General features: G+C 37.3%; 30 protein-coding genes and 1 pseudogene. 10 read left to right on the top strand and 21 right to left on the bottom strand.

The features are described 5' to 3' along the window. Window positions 1-148: 148 nt before the first annotated feature. A pseudogene (locus K0R93_RS13480) lies at window positions 149-367 on the bottom strand (hypothetical protein); the annotation flags it as partial. 219 nt (window positions 368-586) lie between these two features. On the opposite strand from K0R93_RS13480, the gene larE reads away from it, so the two are divergent. Continuing rightward, window positions 587-1426: an ATP-dependent sacrificial sulfur transferase LarE gene (gene larE / locus K0R93_RS13485; RefSeq protein WP_300302254.1), complete on the top strand. Its 840-nt coding sequence runs from the start codon at window positions 587-589 to the stop codon at window positions 1424-1426. 61 nt (window positions 1427-1487) lie between these two features. Here larE and K0R93_RS13490 read toward each other — a convergent pair whose 3' ends face one another. From K0R93_RS13490 to K0R93_RS13510, 5 genes are all read right to left on the bottom strand, one after another. Next, window positions 1488-2018, bottom strand: a complete 531-nt coding sequence (locus tag K0R93_RS13490; RefSeq protein WP_300302257.1) for a permease — start codon at window positions 2016-2018, stop codon at window positions 1488-1490. Between the two features lies 1 nt (window position 2019). Next, window positions 2020-2499 (bottom strand): permease, encoded by a 480-nt coding sequence (locus K0R93_RS13495; protein ID WP_300302259.1) that lies wholly within the window; start codon window positions 2497-2499, stop codon window positions 2020-2022. 223 nt (window positions 2500-2722) lie between these two features. Further along, window positions 2723-3697, bottom strand: coding sequence for a permease (locus tag K0R93_RS13500; RefSeq protein ID WP_300302261.1), 975 nt, complete (start codon window positions 3695-3697; stop codon window positions 2723-2725). Window positions 3698-3769: 72 nt separating this feature from the next. Beyond that, the gene (locus tag K0R93_RS13505) at window positions 3770-3925 is read right to left on the bottom strand and encodes a hypothetical protein (protein WP_300302263.1); all 156 of its coding nucleotides are present in this window, start codon (window positions 3923-3925) and stop codon (window positions 3770-3772) included. Between the two features lie 75 nt (window positions 3926-4000). Further along, window positions 4001-4324 (bottom strand): ArsR/SmtB family transcription factor, encoded by a 324-nt coding sequence (locus tag K0R93_RS13510; RefSeq protein ID WP_300302265.1) that lies wholly within the window; start codon window positions 4322-4324, stop codon window positions 4001-4003. 221 nt (window positions 4325-4545) lie between these two features. On the opposite strand from K0R93_RS13510, the gene K0R93_RS13515 reads away from it, so the two are divergent. The 5 genes from K0R93_RS13515 to K0R93_RS19310 all read left to right on the top strand — a co-directional run bounded on the left by K0R93_RS13515 (window position 4546) and on the right by K0R93_RS19310 (window position 6974). After that, window positions 4546-4989 (top strand): MarR family winged helix-turn-helix transcriptional regulator, encoded by a 444-nt coding sequence (locus K0R93_RS13515; protein WP_300302269.1) that lies wholly within the window; start codon window positions 4546-4548, stop codon window positions 4987-4989. A 17-nt stretch (window positions 4990-5006) separates the two neighbouring features. Beyond that, window positions 5007-5828, top strand: a complete 822-nt coding sequence (gene arsM, locus K0R93_RS13520) for an arsenite methyltransferase (RefSeq protein WP_300302271.1) — start codon at window positions 5007-5009, stop codon at window positions 5826-5828. Window positions 5829-5839: 11 nt separating this feature from the next. Next, window positions 5840-6343, top strand: a complete 504-nt coding sequence (locus K0R93_RS13525) for an arsinothricin resistance N-acetyltransferase ArsN1 family A (RefSeq protein WP_300302274.1) — start codon at window positions 5840-5842, stop codon at window positions 6341-6343. A gap of 149 nt (window positions 6344-6492) precedes the next feature. Beyond that, on the top strand, window positions 6493-6726 hold the full coding sequence (locus K0R93_RS13530) for a thioredoxin family protein (protein ID WP_300302277.1): 234 nt from the start codon (window positions 6493-6495) through the stop codon (window positions 6724-6726). Window positions 6727-6791: 65 nt separating this feature from the next. Next, entirely contained in the window at window positions 6792-6974 is a 183-nt protein-coding gene (locus K0R93_RS19310; protein ID WP_442870184.1) for a thioredoxin family protein, read from the top strand. A 61-nt stretch (window positions 6975-7035) separates the two neighbouring features. On the opposite strand, the gene K0R93_RS13535 is transcribed toward K0R93_RS19310, so the two are convergent. The 14 genes from K0R93_RS13535 to K0R93_RS13600 all read right to left on the bottom strand — a co-directional run bounded on the left by K0R93_RS13535 (window position 7036) and on the right by K0R93_RS13600 (window position 17939). After that, entirely contained in the window at window positions 7036-8052 is a 1017-nt protein-coding gene (locus K0R93_RS13535) for a permease (protein ID WP_300302280.1), read from the bottom strand. Window positions 8053-8293: 241 nt separating this feature from the next. Then, window positions 8294-8656 carry an ArsR/SmtB family transcription factor gene (locus K0R93_RS13540; RefSeq protein ID WP_300302282.1) on the bottom strand — a complete coding sequence of 121 codons (363 nt, stop codon included), beginning with the start codon at window positions 8654-8656 and terminating at the stop codon, window positions 8294-8296. A gap of 301 nt (window positions 8657-8957) precedes the next feature. After that, complete coding sequence (locus K0R93_RS13545; RefSeq protein WP_300302284.1) at window positions 8958-9296, bottom strand: hypothetical protein; 339 nt, start codon at window positions 9294-9296, stop codon at window positions 8958-8960. Between the two features lie 27 nt (window positions 9297-9323). Beyond that, window positions 9324-11072 (bottom strand): arsenical pump-driving ATPase, encoded by a 1749-nt coding sequence (arsA, locus tag K0R93_RS13550; protein WP_300302286.1) that lies wholly within the window; start codon window positions 11070-11072, stop codon window positions 9324-9326. Between the two features lie 23 nt (window positions 11073-11095). Continuing rightward, window positions 11096-11470 carry an arsenite efflux transporter metallochaperone ArsD gene (gene arsD, locus K0R93_RS13555; RefSeq protein ID WP_300302288.1) on the bottom strand — a complete coding sequence of 125 codons (375 nt, stop codon included), beginning with the start codon at window positions 11468-11470 and terminating at the stop codon, window positions 11096-11098. 281 nt (window positions 11471-11751) lie between these two features. Further along, a complete protein-coding gene (locus K0R93_RS13560; RefSeq protein ID WP_300302290.1) occupies window positions 11752-12165 on the bottom strand; it encodes an arsenate reductase ArsC in 414 nt (137 codons plus the stop codon). A gap of 29 nt (window positions 12166-12194) precedes the next feature. After that, window positions 12195-12530, bottom strand: coding sequence for a Lin0368 family putative glycerol transporter subunit (locus tag K0R93_RS13565; RefSeq protein ID WP_300302292.1), 336 nt, complete (start codon window positions 12528-12530; stop codon window positions 12195-12197). Window positions 12531-12557: 27 nt separating this feature from the next. Continuing rightward, complete coding sequence (locus K0R93_RS13570) at window positions 12558-12932, bottom strand: Lin0368 family putative glycerol transporter subunit (RefSeq protein ID WP_300302294.1); 375 nt, start codon at window positions 12930-12932, stop codon at window positions 12558-12560. A 13-nt stretch (window positions 12933-12945) separates the two neighbouring features. Further along, the gene (locus K0R93_RS13575) at window positions 12946-13656 is read right to left on the bottom strand and encodes a metallophosphoesterase family protein (RefSeq protein WP_300302296.1); all 711 of its coding nucleotides are present in this window, start codon (window positions 13654-13656) and stop codon (window positions 12946-12948) included. A 24-nt stretch (window positions 13657-13680) separates the two neighbouring features. Continuing rightward, window positions 13681-14013, bottom strand: coding sequence for an ArsR/SmtB family transcription factor (locus tag K0R93_RS13580; protein ID WP_300302298.1), 333 nt, complete (start codon window positions 14011-14013; stop codon window positions 13681-13683). A 152-nt stretch (window positions 14014-14165) separates the two neighbouring features. After that, entirely contained in the window at window positions 14166-14894 is a 729-nt protein-coding gene (locus tag K0R93_RS13585) for a metallophosphoesterase family protein (RefSeq protein WP_300302300.1), read from the bottom strand. A 127-nt stretch (window positions 14895-15021) separates the two neighbouring features. Then, on the bottom strand, window positions 15022-15351 hold the full coding sequence (locus tag K0R93_RS13590) for an ArsR/SmtB family transcription factor (RefSeq protein WP_300302301.1): 330 nt from the start codon (window positions 15349-15351) through the stop codon (window positions 15022-15024). A 155-nt stretch (window positions 15352-15506) separates the two neighbouring features. After that, on the bottom strand, window positions 15507-15668 hold the full coding sequence (locus K0R93_RS13595; protein ID WP_300302303.1) for a hypothetical protein: 162 nt from the start codon (window positions 15666-15668) through the stop codon (window positions 15507-15509). A 207-nt stretch (window positions 15669-15875) separates the two neighbouring features. Further along, window positions 15876-17939, bottom strand: a complete 2064-nt coding sequence (locus K0R93_RS13600; RefSeq protein WP_300302305.1) for a thioredoxin domain-containing protein — start codon at window positions 17937-17939, stop codon at window positions 15876-15878. 167 nt (window positions 17940-18106) lie between these two features. On the opposite strand from K0R93_RS13600, the gene K0R93_RS13605 reads away from it, so the two are divergent. The 4 genes from K0R93_RS13605 (at window position 18107) to K0R93_RS13620 (ending at window position 21339) form a co-directional block, all read left to right on the top strand. Continuing rightward, window positions 18107-18550, top strand: a complete 444-nt coding sequence (locus K0R93_RS13605) for an SRPBCC family protein (protein WP_300302307.1) — start codon at window positions 18107-18109, stop codon at window positions 18548-18550. Further along, on the top strand, window positions 18531-18851 hold the full coding sequence (locus K0R93_RS13610; RefSeq protein ID WP_300302310.1) for an ArsR/SmtB family transcription factor: 321 nt from the start codon (window positions 18531-18533) through the stop codon (window positions 18849-18851). The genes K0R93_RS13605 and K0R93_RS13610 overlap by 20 nt, the downstream gene beginning before the upstream one ends. Window positions 18852-19160: 309 nt before the next feature. Next, a complete protein-coding gene (locus K0R93_RS13615) occupies window positions 19161-20381 on the top strand; it encodes a M14 family metallopeptidase (protein ID WP_300302313.1) in 1221 nt (406 codons plus the stop codon). A 241-nt stretch (window positions 20382-20622) separates the two neighbouring features. After that, the gene (locus K0R93_RS13620) at window positions 20623-21339 is read left to right on the top strand and encodes an FAD-dependent oxidoreductase (protein ID WP_300302315.1); all 717 of its coding nucleotides are present in this window, start codon (window positions 20623-20625) and stop codon (window positions 21337-21339) included. 47 nt (window positions 21340-21386) lie between these two features. Here K0R93_RS13620 and K0R93_RS13625 read toward each other — a convergent pair whose 3' ends face one another. Then, window positions 21387-21806 (bottom strand): MarR family winged helix-turn-helix transcriptional regulator, encoded by a 420-nt coding sequence (locus K0R93_RS13625; RefSeq protein ID WP_300302318.1) that lies wholly within the window; start codon window positions 21804-21806, stop codon window positions 21387-21389. Window positions 21807-21908 lie beyond the last annotated feature (102 nt).

Below are 21908 nucleotides of genomic sequence, written 5' to 3' on the forward strand. Positions count from 1 at the left end.
TTAGGATTTATGAAGCACAGTAACCTCCGTCTTCTATATAAATCAAATTAGGGAACATCCTAATCATTTTGCATATTTTTAGGAATATCATTTTTTGTTATCAAAAAACACAGGGTCTAGGTATGCCCTGTGTTCTAATTGAATGATCTTACTTTATCTTCTTTTTTAGCTCTTCATAATCCACATTTAAGATAACCTCATCATCTATGATGATGGTAGGTACGCCTACCCTTCCTCCTGCTTTCACTTGGTCATAAGCGGGATGGGTATCTCTTATCTTTAGAAACCTTTTGAGTGCACCAAAGTCCAAACTAATATCAAAATATCCAAATTTAACCCCTTCTCCTGAAAGAAACTCTTTCACCTCTGGACACTCTGGTCACATATGACTGCCATAAACTATGATCTTTTTCATACAGACTCTCCTTTGCTTCGATTTTGGACGATTTTATCCCTTAATAATATAGATTGCCCTATAATCATAAGTATAGTATTTATTGACATCTATAGCAACCTAGTATAAAATTTGCTTGAGTATGTAGTATGATGAAAGCTTGTCTTTTAAATATATCTTAGGAGGTCAAAAATGAACCCACAGGAGAAACTAATCAAATTAAAAGAATTTTTAGGAAACCTAAAAAGTGCAGCAATTGCTTTTTCCGGCGGTGTAGACAGTACTTTCTTGTTGAAGGTTGCCCACGAAGTTTTAGGTGATCAGGTTATTGCTGTCACTGCGAGATCATCCACCTATCCTGAGAGAGAATTTATCGAAGCGAAAAAATATGCTGAGACAATGGGTGCAAAGCACATTATCATCGTTTCTGAAGAATTAGAGATTGAAGGTTTTGCCAAGAATCCTACCAACAGATGCTACTACTGTAAGCACGAACTCTTTACAAAGGTTCGAGACGTAGCCAACGAACACCACATGCTTCACGTCCTAGATGGCTCCAACTATGATGATTTAGGTGATTTTCGTCCAGGCATGCATGCAGCCAAAGAACTACATGTAATCAGTCCTTTAAGAGAAATAGGTCTTACAAAGGATGATATACGGGTTTTATCTAAGGATATGGACTTACCGACATGGAACAAGCCTGCCTTTGCATGTCTTTCTTCCAGATTCCCTTACGGTCAAGAGATTACCCCAGAAAAGCTCAAAATGGTGGATCTTGCGGAGCAGTATCTACTAGACCTTGGCTTCCGCCAAATTCGTGTACGACATCATGACCAGATTGCCAGAATCGAAGTGGCATCCAGTGAGAGAGAGAAATTTTTCGATATTAACATAATGGATCAAATCGGTGCTAAGTTTAAAGAAATTGGATTTACATATGTGACCTTAGATATTTTAGGCTATCGCACAGGCAGCATGAATGAAGTGCTCAGTGATGATATTAAAATCAATAAAGCCATTATAAAATAAATAAAAATCAGCAGGTCATGATGCCCTGCTGATTTTTATTTATATGACTCAATAATCTTTCCTATAGAGATTCTGCTTTCTTATAGATTTCATCAAGTTCTTCCTTTGATGCGAAAAAATTAAGGATATGAGCAATGAGTATGATGCCTGGGATATCAATGGCCAATCTTGTTAGGGCGAAGGAAGTGCCTAGCGAAGCCATTTCAAATAAGAACATTGGAATTTTGGTGGTCGACCATGCACCAATAAAGATTAACACGTTGGTAAAACGAACCCCCTTCTTCATAAAGACTGCAGCGATGGGAAATGCACCATATAAAGGCCCTGCCGCTGCAGACCCCAATAATATCGCCAATACAACGCCTAGCCATCCAGAGCTTTCTCCCATATATCTTACCATTGTTTCTTTTGGCACCCAGATATCTAGAAGTCCTAACAGGATAAAAATAGGTGGAATAACCATCATCATTTCCTTAAAGCTAAAGCCTACAATGTCTAGGGCCTTCATTCCCAGCTGTCTATTCAATAGAATTACCGCTGCCAATACCAAAATCGTAAACATAAAGAATCTATATTTTTTTATGATTTTCAATTTATCCAACCACCCTTCCGATGATATAGGCAACGATGAATGAGAAAATAAATGCCGTTGTATTTCTTAATATCGTAAGCTTTTTGCCAAAGTATTTCATCTCTACGGGGGCAGTAATGACCCCTACCATCATCAATGTAGAAACAAAGGCTGCTATTTGCATATACCCTGCGCCATTTTGAAGCAACAGAGCCGCTGTAGGAAAGGCTACGAAACCAGGAATTAGTGTGATCGCGCCTATTACTGCAGATAGGATAACACCCAACCACCCTGACTCGGACCCGATAATTTTCGAAACCACTTCTGGATTTACAATGGCAAGCATTAATCCCACCAGCATAATAATACCTAAAAGCTCAGGCAAAATGTTCTCAAAGGTCTTCCAAGCTTTCATAAGAGCTTGTTTTGTTTTTTTCTTATCTTTAACAGCAGAAATGATTAATAAAACAATGGTCAATACATACATCCAAACGTTGCTCATAAATTCACACCTTTCTCTAAATACGACACTACTAATTTATCATTATATATTTATAACACAATTATACCCCCTTACCCATGGGGTGTAAAGTTTTTTCTATAATTTATATTTTATGTATTTTTATAACAAATAGGGAATAATGTACTTCAATACTTTGACAATGAGTACATTATTCCCTATTTTCTTCAGTATATAGTTTTCGTAAATGACTATGCAGTAATCTCTATATTCCCATAAGTTGATACAAATATCCCGCTATGATACCTCCTAAGTAAACAAATCCAACATAAAACAGTATTGCTCTTTTTTTCAGAATTGTAGACATTCCTGCGATAACAGGAATCCCAGTGGCCTTCCCAGTAATTAGAAATGCCAACACTGCAGCCTCGCTGGCACCAGCATTCATGAAAGACTTCATCAAAGGTAGTGCTGCTGACCCTGAAACATACAATGGCAAGCCTACTGTTGCTCCTAATGGTATAGAATAATTTTTATCTCCACTAAATAAGGTCAGAATCCATTCCTGGGGAAGGATCATTTCTACAATCCTTCCAATCCCAATGAATACCACAAATGCAAGTAATATTTTCCTTAAACCAATATCGTATAATCCCTTTACAAACTGATCAATCCTGTATTTCCGTATCATACTTTCCTTATAAATTTCTACATTTCCTTGTGGGCAGCATGATATTGTTGCTATTAATTCTTGTTCTGTATCCTTGCTGCAACAGCTTTCTTTCTTTGTTCCAATTAACTTAAACTGTCCTTTAAAGAAGCTGGTGTTTGTTTCTAGATAATGGGCCAAGAACCCTGCCGAAATTCCTAAGACGATAGAAGAAATGAGTACCGCTGTAGCAAATCTAGCACCTAAAAAAGCTGTTTCAAACATAAATTCCGATGGGCTTGTTAATGGTGATGATACCAAGAAAGCCATCACAGGCCCCCACGGTAATGAAGAAATAAACATAGATAACAATACGGCCATGGTTCCACATGCACACAGGGGCGTTAATGCGCCAAATGCTACTGATCCAGGTACGGATAATCTCGAGTTCTTCTGTAGTAATCTCCTTAAATTATCCGCATCCACATATACATTAATGCCTACTGCCATGATAATACCTAGCAACAAAATAAGCCAATCAGCTTTCAGATATCCAATGACCGTTCCAGCAATATCTTGGAGAAATTCCATACTTACCATCCTTTCATATTTCAATAATCCACATAATTCATTCATATATTCTAAAACAATATTTATCATTCGCTAACAGCAGCAGTTCACGCAGGTATTATCTTGTCTTAATAACTTTGGTGATTTAGATATTGCTGCCGTATATTTCCATGCTTCTCTGCTTCTCTTTTCAATTTCTTTTCTTTTAAATTCAATAACTTTTTCAAAATGATAGTTACTTTCCCACATAATTACGCCTCCTTATTATTTGTTGGATTATTAATCACATTAATCAAGAAAAATTGATTTATTGATAAAAAAAATTTAACAGCAATCTTCTGGCCTAAGAATACAACACAGTTTTTCTGATAAAAGGCTGCTTATCTCTTCTTTGTTTATTTCATAGTAGCTCCAAGTTCCTTTGGTTTCTTTTTTAATTAAATTTGCATCTAGCAATATCTTCAAGTGATAAGATAATTTTGATTGTGGCATTTCAACCATATCACACAAGTCACATACACATACACTCCCATGTTGGCACAATAGATATAAAATCTCTAATCTTTTCTTATCTCCAAGGGCTTTAAACTTCATTTCATATGCACTAAAAGTATCATACACAGACTGTTCTACATAGTTGGTATTCATTCTTCTAACCACCTTTAATCAATTTTTTTTGATTTAATCAAATTATACGCCATATCTTCCCAGATGTAAAGTATTAAATCAATTTTTTTTGATTTATTTTATGGAGACTACTCCTTTATTCTTTTAACGCTCATGGATTATCTGCATAAATAATAAAATAATATAATACACTATTGCAATATGCAACTATTTTATATTACAATTATATTGAGGTGATACATATGACAAATACAAATAACATTCAGCAGCTAAGGGAACTTGTTAAAACCCTTGTTAGGAATCTAGGTATTCTGGAAAAAAGCGAAGCTTCTTGCTGCGGCATAACCCTTGGTCAATGTCATGCGATCGTTGAAATTGGCAGTAGAAAAACCATCTCTCTAAATGATTTGGCTGAAGTCCTCAATCTAGACAATAGTACCATGAGTAGAACTGTAAATAATCTAGTAAATCAAAACCTCGCCCAAAGGGAAATAGATCCAAGCGATAGGAGGTATGTGAAAATAAAACTTACAAAGGAAGGTGAGGAATCTTTTCATTCTATCGAAGATAGTATGGCTCAATATTTTGAAACTGTTCTTGAGTCCATAGCCAATGATAAGAGAGATCAAGTGATTGAAAGTCTTCAGTTGTTAGTCAAAGCGATAAATAATAATAAATGCTGCTAAAAGAAAGGGGTTATATTATGGATTTTGATGTTAAACAAAAAGTAAGGGACTACTACGGGGACATTGCAAGTCAAGTGAAATCTACAAGTACCAGCGGGTGTGGCTGCAATTCATCTTGCTGCGGAGATGTTAGTAATACCTCTCTAATCTATGACCGTGATCAGTTAAAGAACTTGCCTAAAGAAGCTGTGGCAGCATCCTTAGGCTGTGCCGATCCTGTATTGTTTGCTGATTTAAGAGAAGGTGAAACTGTTTTAGACCTAGGAAGCGGCGGCGGTATAGATGTTTTGGTGGCCTCAAGATATGTTGGAGACACCGGGAAAGTTTATGGTCTTGATATGACCGATGAGATGCTGGAACTAGCAAATCAAAATAAGGAAAAAATGGATGCTGTCAATGTGGAGTTTATCAAAGGTTTTATCGAAGAAATACCGCTAAAAAACGAAGCCGTTGACTGTATCCTATCCAACTGCGTGATTAACCTGTCAGATGATAAGGAAAGAGCATTAACGGAAGCCCATCGTGTACTAAAAATTGGCGGGCGCCTAGCCATCGCTGATATCGTAAATCTAAAAGATGTACCTGATCATGTAAGAAAAAGCGCTGAGCTTTGGGCTGGATGTATTGCCGGAACCCTTAAAGTCGATGAATATAAAAGAATTCTAGAAAAGGTTGGTTTTACAAACGTAGAAATCGAGCCTGTCCATGTTTATACAAAGAGTGTCATAGTAAGTCTTGCTAAACAAAAAGATACAAACCTAACAGATATCCTCGCCCAAGCTGATATTGAAGTCCTAGATGGTGCTTTTGCAGGTGCATACATCAAGGCTTATAAGTAGGGGGTTATCTTATGAACTACACGACTAGGTTGGCAACCCTTAATGACATTCCTGCTATCCGAGAAATCTATAACCAAGGAATTGAAGACCGAGTTGCTACCTTAGAAACTAGATTGCGGACGGATGAAGATATGAAAGAATGGCTTATAAATAGAAGTGATCAACATAGAGTATTGGTCATACAGGATGACGCTAAAATCGTGCATGGCTGGGCGTCCTTAAACGTATTTAACTCAAGGTGCTGCTACAGTGGTGTTGTAGATATTTCAGTCTATGTTCGAAGAGACATGCAGGGAAAAGGATTGGGAAAGATACTTTTACAGGCCCTTATTCAAACCGCAAAGAATCAAGGTTTTCACAAACTGGTCTTAAGCACATTTGAATTTAATGAAGCAGGCCAACGATTGTATAAATCTGTAGGATTTAGGAAAGTAGGCACCTATATTCAACAAGGCATCCTAGATGGCAAATGGATTGATGTCACCATCATGGAGAGACTTCTTCAAGATAGATAATTTTTGAAAAAATCCCAAAACCAGTTGAAATTTTATATCCATAAGTATATGATTATATTATTATATGGTAATATAAATGAAGTTGAAAATATGTAGGTTGCCTTAGTCCACCCTACATGATTACGCTATAAAAATAAGGAGGTATGCTTATGAATATTAAAATTTTAGGTCCAGGATGTAAAAACTGTACTACGCTGTATGAATACGTTAGTGATGTCGTCACTGAGTTGGGTATTCAAGCAGAAATTGAGAAGGTAACAGATTTTAAAGAAATTGTTACTATGGGGGTAATGAAGACTCCTGGTTTGGTTGTAAACGGTACCGTAAAGGTATCTGGCAGGATACCTTCCAAGGAAGAAATAAAAGAAATCTTAAACAAATAGGAGGCTGGAAAATGGAGATTAAAATTTTGGAGCAGGTTTGCTGAGCAGGCAGCAGGGTAGCGCCCATCGTCGATGAGGCATTAACAAAGCTAGGAATCAATGATGATTTTGAGATCATCGGAGATATTCCCTCTATCGTAAAACATGGAATCTTAAACCCACCAGCCCTTATGATTAATGGTGTAGTAAAAATTTCTGGTAGGGTTCCTACAGTAAAAGAAGTGATAGATGCTATACAGCAAGCTTAACACCATAGAGATATGTACGTCATAATATTTGAGGGGCCCTGAATTCAGGGCCCCTCAAATATTAAATAAAGAAATATGAAACGGCATTAAACAGATATCCTATAATGAGAATTCCCACTGAAACAATACCAATAAACACGCCTAACAATTTCGGCTTGACAACTTTACTTAGCATAATCATAGACGGTAAAGAGAGGGCCGTTACAGCCATCATAAAGGATAATACAGTTCCTACGCCTACCCCTTTCGCAAATAATGCTTCAGCGATTGGCAGGGTACCAAATATATCTGCATACATCGGTATTCCGACTAATGTAGCCAATACAACTGCAAAAGGATTATTTTCCCCAATAACACTTTCTATTACAGATTGGGGAATCCAATTGTGAATTGCTGCACCGATTCCAACTCCTATTAAAACGTATAGCCATACCCTATGAATAATTTCCTTAACCTGCCCTTTCGAATAAGAGATTCTTTGTTTATGGGTCATTTCTTCAACTTCAACATCTACACTTTCTATTTCTCGAACATATCCTTCCACATGTTCTTCAAGGCCCAGTTTATCTATCAAAGTCCCTCCTATAACTGCCAATACCAACCCCACAACTACATAGGCTGTAGCAATTTTGGCCCCAAAGAAAGACATTAACAGAAGGAAAGAGGCTAAATCTACAAGGGGTGAAGATATTAAAAATGAAAAAGTTATGCCTATGGGTAATCCTGCTGAGGTAAAGCCTATAAAAATTGGTATGCTTGAACAACTACAAAAAGGTGTAATGGTTCCAAGTAACGCCCCTAAAATATTTCCTTTAATTCCTTTGATCCCCCCAAGGATCTTTCTCGTTCTTTCAGGGGGAAAATAACTTTGGATATAAGAAATTCCATAAATTAGTACAGATAAGAGTATAAAGATTTTTATGGTATCATAGATGAAAAAGTGAATACTCCCTCCTAGCCTTCCCTCAATGGATAGCCCAAACACCCTCTCCACAATGGATTGAACGAGTTTATAAAGCCATGACATCTTTAACAATTGGTCATTAAGAAAATTAAATGTTTGTGCAATAATATTCATCCGGCTCCCCCCACTTGAATTCGTTTTAAAAGTAAATACAGCTTTAATTTAATGTACAGCAGCTATCCACCAGTTCTGTCATTTTAAGAGTATCTACTTTCCTATATTTATGCTTATATAATTATTCATTTATATAAGCATGGTATTCCTTTTCATTGTATTTGTCAACTCAATTATTGAGTCTATGAAAAATAGTATCTTTACAAGCATCTAATTTGAAAAGAGCATGTTCATCCTATTGTCATTTATCCCCAGAGTTTTTGCAGCAGATTACCTCTGGGTCATTGTTCAATCGTTGAATTCGTTCATATTCCTGCTCAAAACCCGAAAGACTTTCAAGGGGCATATCTAAAAAACCAGTAAACTGACTGAAAACATCGTGTATTAATTCTTTATTTAGACTATAAACACTTCTTTGCCCTTCTTTCTCATCTCTGACCAGATTTGCATGTTTTAATATCTTAAGATGCTGGGAAATTCTCGGCTGGCTCATATTTAGCACTGACTCTAATTCACACACATACATCGCTTTATATGCAAGCAATTTGATAATCTTTATTCGTGTATATTCACCCAATGCTTTAAAAATCATCTCATAGTTCATCATAATGCCTCCAAAAAATAATAATATTATTATACAATTATATACCAATCTCTAGAGAAATTACTATACGAATATAAGTTTTACCCAATATTCTTCATTTCTCAGCCTTTTAACAACTTCTTATTCTTAATTACTACCGATTTCATCCACCAACTTACCTAAAATCCATTGTCATGGCAGTCGCCATGGATGACGCAATAATAAAAGCCTCCCTTTTATGAATATAGTCTCTTTTCCTTATATGAAAAAGATAAGTCATTTCTTCCATCAATGTGGATGACTTATCTTTTTTATGAATATTTTATAATCTTTTCAAAACCTGATAAGCTCTAAAATGATCCACCCTACCTTTAAAAGCAGGTCTACCCGCTATAAAAGTGACTGGGCGCTCAAGCCCCCTATCAAGCACTTTCTTTTCATTTTCATACTTACTTAAATCAGCTTCCTTTATATCCACAAATGACAGTTCATATTTTTCCTTCACATCTGTTTCTTGAAGAAACTTATCTAGGGCTTCATACATTTCCATGGTCGTTTCTTCTTCGCTAGGACCACAGTTATCACTTGGCCCACAGCAGCATGGCGCTGCAACCATTTCGTCTTTGATTCCAAACATCTGGATTTTAATTTTCTCGCTCATCTTATCCTCCCTTTAATATACTTTATATTAATTCATCAAATCTCTAAGCTTTTCACCTTTTGGTTCCTCAGGCATCCACTCTATGATGGCAAAGTTTCCATTAGCTATTTCATTTACCTTATTAATCCATGGAATCTCATTGCTTGCTTTTACTTTTAGAATAGTATTGGTAGTATATGCTGCGTAGAAGCTTGAATTGATGACCCACCACTTACTGTGAATCCCTGCTCTATTTAAATCCTTTTGTAACCGCATGGCTTCATGAACAGGCGTGGTTTCAGCCAGGGTTACAATAATCACTTCTGTTTCTTTTTCATCTCTAAGCTTAGGTAAAAGTTTCCTTACAGATTCTGGAATATCACCATGGGAACGCTCTATTTCCTTATGGTAACTTTGGGTAGAATCTAATAGCAACAACGTATGACCTGTTGGTGCTGTATCAATGACAACAACCTCGTTTTCTGACTTCTCAATGATTTCTGCAAAGGCCCTAAACACTGCAATTTCTTGGGTACAAGGTGATCTTAAGTCTTCCTCAATGTAGGCAAGATCATCTTCCCCCATTGTTTCTCTCGCTTTGCTTAGGACTTCTTCTTTATATTTTTCTAGTTCTTCTTTTTCATCAATATTGCTTAACGTAATGCCATAGCTTTCATCTAATACAAACTTTAGATGGGCTGCTGGGTCTGTGGTTGTTAAATGGACTTTCTTTCCCTTATTGGCCAAGCCTAAAGCGATGGCTGCAGCAATGGTCGTTTTTCCTACACCCCCTTTACCCATGGTAAAGATAACCCTTTTATTCGTATTGTCTATGTCTTCTATGATATCGTTTAATCTTTGTATCCTATCCATATCCAATGTTTCATTGGTATATTGTATATTGTTATCCTTTAGAAATGCCCTCACATTTTCTAACCCTGTTACATTATAAGGTCTTAGGGGAATTTTAAAGAGTTCTAGTGGTTTAAGCCCTTCAGGTATATCCTTTAATGCCTTTTGTTGTTTTTCATAGATGGCACTGGAAAGGGTGTCATCATGCTCCCCAAGAATACCGTTAATCACTAGCACTTGATTGTTAACCCCTATGTCGCGGAGCTCCTTTGATGCTCTTTCTGCTTCTTTTAGGGGTGAGGGTTCAGGACGAGATACGAGAATAAGGGTAGTTTTTTGTTTATCCGCCAAATTATCTACCGCATTTTTATATACCTCTTTTTTACTTTCAAGGCCTGAAAGCTGTCCCAGGCAGGATGCCCCGGTAGTGTTTTCACTAATGAAATTCGTCCATGCAGAAGGCAGCTGAAGCATTCTTAGGGTATGCCCAGTTGGTGCTGTATCAAATATGATATGATCATACAACGCTGCTGCCTTTTCATCGGTTATAAAGGTTGAGAATTCATTAAATGCCGCAATTTCAACAGTACATGAACCTGAGAGCTGTTCTTCCATATTTTTCAAAACAACCTCTGGTAATTTTCCACGATAGGGACCTACCACACTTTCTCGATACTCCGCAGCTGCTTCTTCTGGATCAAAGTTGGCAACCACTAAATTAGGCACTTCTTTTATAGGAACACCTTTATTGTTTAACTCTGTCTCAAATACATCTTGGAGATTAGAAGCCGGGTCTGTGCTAACAAGCATGATTTTCTTTCCAGCATCGGCCAAGGCTACCGCTGTAGCACATGCTGTTGAAGTTTTGCCCACCCCGCCCTTTCCTGTAAAGAATAGGTATTTGGTTAAGCGCATTTCTGTTATATCATAATTCCTAAATAGCATCTAGATCCCTCTTTTCTATACGATTAGCAACAACCACCAGAACAACCACAGCCATCAGATGTTTTTATATTTATTGTTTGCAGTAGATAGTCTGACGACACACCTAATAAATTACAGAGTTCTTCATTGGTAGGATAGGCTTTTGTCTTTACCACAACCCCATCAACCATTGTTACAGGAAGAATCTCTATACCTTCTTTATCTAGCATTTTATTTATTTCCTCATTCTGCACAAAAATTAGAGGATTGTTCGTTAAATTATACCTTTCCACCGATTGCCCATTTTTCTTTAAGTTATTAATTACTGAAGAAATTCTTAACAGTTCTTTATCCACAGATGGTCCACAAATCCCCGTTGGACAGCACATAGCTGGCTCAAAAATTACCATTTTCTTCATGATGATACACTCCTTTTATTTTTATTTCATTATTTTTCATATAGATACTCATCTATATATAATATATGTTATTAGTTTTCCATTGTCAATGATTTCTATGTAAGATTACAGAAAATCAAGTAAGACTTTGTTCAGATGGAGTTTGCAACTCCACCTGAACGCCAAGTCGCATTATCCAGGGGCTGTACAACTCTTTTCTCCCGCTTGTATAAGCAGGGATCATAAATCTTTGATTTATTGATCATCGCTTACACAGCGTGCAAGCGGGAGTCTTAGAGTTGTTAGCCATCGGATAATAACTCACCTTTTTTTACTCTCTCGATTAGGTTTTCAACCTTTTCTTTAATAAGATCTCTTGTTTGTCTAAAATCTTCAATCGGTCCGCCTGAAGGATCTGTAAGGCCCCAGTCTTCTTCATGGTTACATGGCATGAAAGGACATACAACACCACACCCCATCGTTACAAGAATATCTACCTCTTCTGGAATATCTGTCAACAGCTTTGGATAATGACCACTCATATCCACACCTGCTTCCTCCATCACTTGAGCTGCTAAGGGCTTTACTTCATGGTAATCTTCAGTCCCTGCAGAATAAACTTCTAAAACATCTGAACCCAGATGCTTCGCCCATCCCTCTGCCATTTGTGAACGACATGAGTTATGAATACATACAAATGCAATCTTCTTTTTCATGTGATTTCCTCCTTAATATGCTCTAATATTTATAGAAAAGTTGACAATACATATGCACCGATGGCACCGCCCAAAATAGACGATAGGACCGTAGGCATGGCTTTCCGTAAGCTTGCACCAGAGTATTTAGCTCCCGCCAACAACCCCACACCTGCTGCCCAGGCCATATCTACCCATGCCTCTCCACTTTGGTAGATCATTCCCATACCATGGTTCAATGCCCAGGTAGTGCCCACGATAAAGCCTGCCGCCATCCATCCACCAATGGCACCCCATGTTTCTACCATCTTTCCCCAACATAAACTAACTAAAAAAGGAAAGATAAATGCACCAACAAAAGTTGAGATTGCTAGTCCCACTGTCATACTCTGAGCTCCCTTCAAATCTATTTACTATGCTCTTTTGCTTTCTTTTTCCTTGTCTACACCTTTTTGAATCATAGCTGCCATAATCCCACCTGCTAATCCGCCAAGGATTACAACGATTAGGGTAGGCATCGAGTCTATCAAGGGCGTTATGGAACCTGCTGAGAATACGGGTCTTAATGTACCGCAAACACCTATAGCCAGGGCCATATCTACCCATGCACCCTCCTCAGGGTTATGGAGTATGCCTATGTGATGGTTTAAAAACCACATGGTACCGATGATAATTAACGCCGCTATCCAACCGCCTACAATACCATAGCTTTCAGCAAATTCTCCCCACACACTCATGACAAAGATACCCGCAATTGCGCCGCCAATCACTGTCTGGATATTTTTCATGGTTCCACCTCTTCTATAAATGTCCTCTTAGGTTATCTGCAAATTTCACTGGCAACCCAGCATCAATCATTGCTTTTGCAGCCTTCTCATAATCATAGGCAATGTATCTTACTTCCGCGGTTACATGCTCTTCAGTTACATCTACAATAATATAGGTTACCCTAGAATCCCCTTGAGCATGCTTTGGCTTCCCCACACTACCAGCATTAATGAAATGGATACCTTTCACAACCTGATGGAAGGGCTTATGGGTATGTCCAAAAATCAATACATCAAATTCGGCATTTTCGGCAATTTCTTCTAACTCTTCCGAGTTCTCATATAGGTATTCATTGTTTCTTCTTGTACTTCCATGGACTAGCAGTATCTTTTTTCCTTCTTCCTCAATAGATAGCTGCTTGGGTAATTCCTTAAGCCACTTTTTGTTTTCCATTGAAGTATGCTCCTGTGTCCAATGACGTACCTGGGCACTGGGGTCCATGGCACTCTTATCTTTGATATCAGCTTTAGATAACTCTTCGCCCACACGCTTATCATAGTTTCCCTGTAATGTAGGTATTTGTCTGCTTCTAATATTTTCAATTACTTCATTGGGATAAGGCCCATATCCTACCAGGTCTCCCGTGCAATAGACTTTGTGAATTCCATTTTGTTCTATATCCTTTAACACCATCTCTAAGGCATCCATATTTCCGTGGATATCTGAAATCACTGCAAATTTCATAGTATTACCCACTCCTTATTATCACTATTTCATACAGTTCAACTTCTCCTCCGAAACATCTTTGATCACTTCGGCTGCAATACCAAGAATTGTCTTTATTTTTTCATCTTTAATCTCATAGTAAATAAATTTCCCATCCTGTCTAGCTTCTACCAGATCGCTCTCTCTCAAACATTTTAGGTGGTTGGATATTTTCGATTGACTAAAGCCTGTATAATCGATTATCTCTGTCACTGTTTTTTCTCCATCCATGAGGCTTTGAAATATGCACAGTCTGCTGTAGTCTGCAAATCCTTTAAAAAATTTACTCACCAGCTTTAATCTCATAATCTCTTCATTGCCTAACTGTATTTCCATGTTAATTCCCTTCTTCCCAAGCCTTGACTATTTTACCTATTATCATCCAACGCTTATGATCTTATGCTTACTATTATATATCATGATATTGTGATATGTAAATGTATTGAGTGTTAAATCACTGTTAATTTCTCAAAACAATAGATTAAGTACTAATCTACCTTGCCATTTCTTAAAACATCAGCAAACTCATCAAACAACTCAGAATCTTCAATCTCTCTAGCAACCGCTTCAACATCATAGGAGACTCTAAAAAAATTAGCAGTTATATCTTGATCTACCTCCAATATGCAATAACAAGCCCTATTGTCACCATCTTTGGGTCTGCCTACACTACCCGCATTTATAAACAACTTGCCTTCCACCTCTCTGTAATAGGGGAAATGGGTATGTCCAAACACAATAATATCTTCTACAATTTCCGATACAATATCCTGTTGTTTTTCAATGTCATCTTCAAAGACATAATCATTAATGGAAAAAGGACTTCCATGGGTTAACAGTATTGTGATTCCATTCACCTCTACAGTAATTTGTTCTTCCAACTCCCTTAAAAATTGTTTGTTTTCATCAGATGTATGTTCAGTCGTCCAGCTTAGAGAATTTTTTGTCCTAATTCTGTCTATCTCAGAACCGATGCTGCATCCGCAGGTGGGCAAAAAGAATCCAACAGCCTCGTCATAATTACCTAATATACATTGGATTTCTTTTTCTTTCATACATTCGATCACTTCATTTGGTCTAGGGCCGTATCCTACCAAATCACCCAAACAATAAGTATCCTTCGTTGAGATACCTTTCTCCTCTATATCATTAAGCACTGCCCTTAGCGCTTCTATATTTCCATGTATATCCGAAATGAATGCCATCCTTCTTACCATTTAAAATCACTCCACTTTACAATTATAAGCCCAGGAAACCCCTGGGCTTATTTATTATATACCTATCTTGTTTGCACTTTATTCACAATCTTGGGAATATCAATCGTTCCTTAATCTCTCGATATTTTTATTCTTCTATACATTTTATGCTATTACAATCACAGGAGAATTTATTGCAAATACAGTCCTTTGATGGCGTAGTAATCTTCTTGATAAAATCACAGGTTCTATCTATTTGATCTTGTTTAATCGAGTAGAATGACCACTTGCCTCTTTTTTCAACATTGATTAGGCCTACCTGTTGGAGTACCTTCATATGATGGGAAATCGTAGGCTGTGTCAGGCTTAAACCATCTTGAATGTCACAAGCACATAATTCCCCACAGGACAACATCTCTAATATCTTTAAGCGATTTTCATCGGATAGGGCTTTGAAAATCTCTATCTCCTCTTTCATTTCTCACCAACTCCCTGTCATACATTGCTACTATTAATATTATCTATTGTACATAGATGATTGTCAATATGTTCTTAATAATATAAGGGCTAACCTTAAAATCTGCCCCTATACTATTATTCTATTTAATTCATTACTTCTAATCATTCCACGTTTCAATCTTTAATATTTTCAAGTTTAAATCTACCAATCCCTTCAATAGCCATAAGAATTTCGTTATCGATTACATATTTATCTAGAATGATTTTCTCAATATATATTTCCACATCTTCAGTTATAAATACTTCAAAACCCACTAGCGATTCTGGTTTACCCATCAAACCTGATGGTGCCTTGTAGGCAGCTCATCACCCAGCAATTACCGTTCGGACCGTCACATTCATGACGCCTCCCTTGTCCTGTATGTAGTTCTTGAGCCAATTTGATATTCGCATGCTATACATCTCCCCCTTTTTTCATTTCATATAGCTATCTTTAGGCTTTACTCCTACAGTTTTCAAAAGTACATAAGGCATTTCATAATTCTATTTTAACTGATTATTGGCAGATAGCAACTGGATAAATTGGTCTATATCAGAAGTCGGTATACTACAAGCGAAGTTTTCACACACATAGGCAGTGGCTTTATTTCCAACCATCCTCTGGTTTTTTGCGAAAGGAACCAAATCTTGCAATTTTAGATTTTCATCATTATAGATAACAACTGCAAAAGGTAAGAATCGCTGTTCCAGTTGAGCTAACATCCGTTTGGTATCTTCCTGCTCTCGCTTTCCTGCGATCACAATCCCCTTTGTATGCATGTTGGCAAACAGATATGCCATCATAAAATGAGTGTAAGAATTGGGATTTTCCTTTACATTGCCCCCAAAGGTCTGGAATTGAGACATCGCCTTCTCTTCAAATTCTTTGTTTCCCGTCATTCTTGCCAGCCGGAGCATACAGTAAGTAGCTACAGAGTTTCCTGATGGGGTTGCGCCGTCATAAATCTCTTTTGGTCGCACAATCAACGACTCGCTATCTCCCCCATAAATGAAAAAGCCGCCTTCTTTTTCATCCCAGAAAAGACTGATCATATCGTTCGTCAACCCTATAGCCTTCTCAAGATATATTGTTTCATAAGTTGTTTCATAAAGCTCGATAAGTCCCCAAATCAAAAATGCATAATCATCGATATAGGCGGGATATGCAGCTTCCCCCTCTCTATATCTGGCCAACAGTCTTCCGTCTTCTCTTACCAATCGCTGCATAATAAACCCTGCTGTTTTTTTTGCAGCATGAATATAGGCAATATTGTCCAGCACTCTGCCTGCATAGGCAGTAGCTGCAATCATCAGCCCGTTCCAAGACGTTAGGGTCTTGTCATCCTTAAAAGGATGAATCCTTTGCTCCCGATAGTGGTAGAGCTTTTCTCTGCATAGACTCAACTTTTCCTTCAATTCTGGGTCATTTTCTATCTTCCCTAAATCAACACCTATTAAATTGGGTATGCTCTTTCCTTCAAAATTTCCACCTTTTTTTATATTGTAATACTGGCTATATAATTCGCCATCATTTTTTCCAAGGACTTCATTTACCTCTTCCATATCAAATACATAAAATTTTCCTTCTTCACCTTCCGAATCTGCATCTTCTGCGGAATAGAATCCACCTTCCACAGGACTCATATCCCGAAGAATATAGGTCAATACCTTCTCAGCCACTTCAGCATAGCGATAATTTCCTGTGACTTGGAATGCTTCTACATAGGCAATGATTAACAAGGCATTGTCATAGAGCATCTTTTCAAAATGGGGTACCAACCATTGTTGATCTGTGGAGTATCTAGCAAACCCAAAGCCTATATGGTCAAAGATTCCTCCGGCATACATTCCGTCTAAGGTTTTCTCTACGATTCCCAGTGCTTCCTCCTGACCCGTTGCCGCATAGTATCTCAGCAGGAAAGATAGGTTATGGGGTGCAGGAAATTTAGGCGCCTTTCCAAACCCACCGTATACAGGATCAAAGAAGTGCTTTAGTTCATTATAAGTAGTATGAATAATTTCTTTGTCCAATTCATCTCTATTGCTGTCTAGCACTGAGGTTTTTACAGCTTCGATAATTTTCTGGCTGGATTCCACCAATTCATCCCTTCGATTTGTCCAAGCATCCTGTATTTGATTCAATAGATCAATGATCCCCGGCTGTCCATATTTGCTTGTCTTAGGAAAATATGTTCCTGCAAAAAAAGGCTTTTTCTCAGGGGTCAATATTACTGTCAAAGGCCATCCCCCTTGTCCAGTCATTGCCTGGCAAAAGCTCATATAGATATGATCAATATCCGGTCGTTCTTCTCGGTCCACTTTGATAGAGATAAAATGCTTGTTCAATACCTCGGCTACATCCTTATCCTCAAAACTCTCCCTTTCCATCACATGACACCAATGACAAGTACTATACCCGATGCTAAGGAATATAGGTTTATCTTCGCTCACAGCTCTATCAAAAGCTTCAGCTCCCCACGGATACCAATCTACGGGGTTATGTGCATGCTGCAATAAATATGGTGATTTTTCTTGAATAAGCTTATTCGTATATTTGTATTCAGTCATTTTCATTCATCTCCACATTTAGTATATAGTTTATTATTACCTATAATTCGAATAATAAATTTAGAAATGCTTTATTCGCTTTTGACTTGACATGCAACCAAAAGGTGTCATATAATTACATTACGAAACCAAATGGTTTCACATCAACTTCACAAGGAGGTAAACGAATGAAAGAAAGACTCCATGGAAAACTGCCTGATATCGAGCGAACTATCCTAATGGATGCTCCGATTGAAAAAGTTTGGAAGGCAATATCCACATCTGAAGGACTGGCAGTATGGTTTATGCCTAACGATTTTCTACCTGTTGTAGGACATGAGTTTACATTTATCTCCCAACCTAGAGGTGATTGGGACGGAATCGTACATTGCAAGGTGATGGAACTAGACCCACCTACACGTCTTGGTTTTACATGGTGTGGTAATAATATGGAACAATATGTTTCTTTTGAATTAAAGGAATTGGAAGGCAAAACCCAGTTTAAACTTGTGCATGCCGGCTGGTTTGAGGAACATGGGTTTATACGGGACACCATGTACGATGGATGGGGTTATATTTTAGAAGACTTAAGCAAAAAGCTGGGTGATAAAAATGGCGGATATCTCTCCTAAGCATGATGTATTTCAAGCAATCGCTGACCCTACCCGTCGAGAACTGCTGAGCTTATTATCAGATCAAGAGATGTCTGTTACTATAATAAGTGAACATTTTCCTATTAGTCGCACAGCAGTTTCCAAGCATCTACATGTTTTAGCAGATGCAGGGCTTGTAAGCGAAAGGAAGGTCGGACGTGAAACAAGGTACAAACTCCAACCCGAGCCTCTGATGGAGCTAAAGCAATGGCTTTCCTACTATGAAAGGTTCTGGGATAATAAGCTTGCCAAACTTAAAAAATTTGTGGAAGCTGATTAATAATGTAGAAGAGATCAATTGATATGAAAAAAATTATATCTACTATTGGCAAAGAAAATTGAAAAACTTTGGCTTTTTTAGAGTACATCCCTGGCTCGCTTTACACCCTTCCATCTGGAAACGTGAACGGCGAGCTTTTTGCTGTGGTTATAGTAACTGGATTGACACCAGTTGCAAGCTGCATGAACTACCATATATCTTTCTACCTATTTCCATTAATACTCAAAATAAGAACCTGTAAATTGGCCTTCACATATAATATTAGTGATTTATTTCTAGATAGGAATAGGAAAAGATATGGAGGTAGCTATGAAGACTAAGATTATTCTCGTCTTGACTAGTATTTGTTTTATTTTTGCAAGCCTACCTGCTGCCGCTGTGGAGTATAATTATAAAAATCTTGAAATTGTTCATCCCTATGAACCCATTACGTATCACCACATGGTAACCATGATTGAAGAACTAGAGGAAAATTTTTCTGAATTAGTGACCTGGGAAAGCCTTGGAAAATCATGGGATAATAGAGATATTATACTTCTAAAACTTGGAAAGGGTGATACACTTATACACATCAATGGTAGTGTCCATGCAAGGGAGAGAATTACCACAAATATTATATTAAAGAATATAGAAGATTATTGTAATGCCTATTATTCTAAGAAAATTATTAAACGATATGATGTAAAAAAACTTTTGGATCAAGTAACTATTTATTTTGTCCCCATGGCTAATCCTGATGGTGTAGATTACACCATTCTAGGAGAAGCTGCTGTCAGAGACGCTACTTTAAGAGAGAACTTAGCCTCCATAGCTAGCTTCGATCGGTCACCCTATTTTTCGGGCATAAATAGGTGGAAGGCCAATATCAAAGGAGTCGACATTAATAAGCAATGGAACTTTGGCTGGGAGGAGAAGGAATTACCCAATCCAATGAAGCCTTCGAATTCTTATTACAAGGGAGCCTATCCCCATAGCGAACCTGAAACCCAGGCATTAGAGACATTAAGCCTTAAGCATCCCTTTATGATTTACTGCTCCTATCACACCCAGGGCAGTCTTTTTTACTGGTATAAATATCAAACTATGGATGATTTAGCAGAGGTAATCCATATCAGTAAAAAAATTACTCATATCACAGGCTTTCAACCTTTTCCTTCCTACAGCAGCATTCCTAAAAATTTTTCTTCCTATAAGGGCTTTACCGACTGGACTGCTGCGGAACTAAAAAAACCCTCTTTTACAATTGAATTTGCTAGAGGGTCCTATAGTGAAAAAAACTTTGACAAAATCTATGAGCCAAGTATTGGACTTCCCCTCATGCTTGCAGAAGAAGCCTTGGAGTTACGACAACAATATAAATATTGGGTATACTTTGATGAGGCTTTTGTTCAAAGGTTTAAAAGGCTAGAAGATGCAATAAACCATATAGAAAAGTACAAAAATCCAGTGATCCATGGCGTAGTATTAAAAAATGGTAATACAGAGTATGTTAGTCCAACAAAATCTACTTCAGATACCAATGAAATATGATGGTGAACTCATTGCTAACATATTGTCACCTTCTTGACTTCCCATTTTATGATGTAATTTTTTATTTTTATGATTTGTACTATGAAAAAAATCCATTTATCTTTATTAGTATATGAAAATATTTGATTTTCACAGTGTAAAGAGGGTATTAATTCAACAAAGAAATAGTAAGTTAACTAACTAAATTCTTAATTAAATCCGCTGCTATTTCAAATAAAACCATCATGAAGGGAGAATCGTTATGGGCTTTCTAAAGGATTTTTTACCTGTCTTTACAAAGAATAGATTGATCTTTTCGGGAAAAAAACAAGAGGGAAAGGATGTAGTAACCTTTTTCTTCAAGTCAGAGAAAATGATTCATTGGAAACCAGGACAACATGGTATATTCACCTTTGATAACCTAAAATTATCAGGAAAAAAATGGAGAGCTTTCAGTGTCGCTTCTACACAAGATGAAGGCCATGTTATGATATCTATGCATATCCCAGCAAAGCCCAGCTCCTATAAGGAAGCTTTTCAAAATTTAAAACCAGGCGATACGATTACTATGAAAGGACCTTTTGGACCATTTTATGTAGAGGATATCAGTAAACCAGTAATCTGTATTGCTGGCGGTATCGGAATTACCCCTGTACGGTCTATCCTCACCAGCATAACACAAAATAAAGAAGCAGGGCCTAAGTCTATGCATCTCCTATATACCAGTAGCAATGGAGAATATTTCTATAAGGATGAAATCGATAGGATGATGAATGGTCGTGATGATCTATATGTACAATATATCTCTGGGCGGGAAGAGTTAAATCAAGCGCTATCAACATACATGATACAGTATGGAAATGATGCATACTACTATATTTCAGGATCTGAGGGTATGGTAAAATCCATAAAGGAAGTGTTAATGAAACAGGGAATCAGTAAAAAAAATATTAAGAATGATCCCTTCCTAGGATACTAAGCGCAAAGAAGTGACCTTCATCTCTGAAAGGTCACTTCTTTTTCAAATTATAGCATCTCCGTTTTTTTCGCTATTCTTAAAAGATAATTTTCAAGAGCAGCGATTTCTTCACTTTCAAAGTCATCAAATATTAAGGTAGTTAATTGGTCTGAAATCAATCTCAAATTTACCACTAAATCAAGTGCTTCTCGACTCATCTTTAAATATGCAGAACGCCTGTCATTTGGATTATCCACTCTTTCCAATAATCCTTTGGATACTAACCGATCGATGATGGCGGATATTGTAGGTTTATCTGAGCTTAACTTACTGGCAACTTCCACTAATGTAATTGAGCCATTCTTATTATATATTTGATTAAGCACTGAAAACTGTGCAGCAGTAACATCATACTCTTTCAGCTTGTTATCAAGGCTGTTCTTTAGGTGTCTTGATACCTTAATGATCAGATAAGCTAAATTTTCCATAATACCTCCGAAATTTAGTTGGTTAACTTAATATTAGCATCCTCGCTAAATTAAATCCTGTCAACTTATTTTTTGAAACTGAATGAATGTTGATAAAATAGA

Source organism: Anaerosolibacter sp., from assembly GCF_029240175.1.
In the GTDB taxonomy this organism is placed as follows: Bacteria; Bacillota; Clostridia; order Peptostreptococcales; family Thermotaleaceae; genus Anaerosolibacter.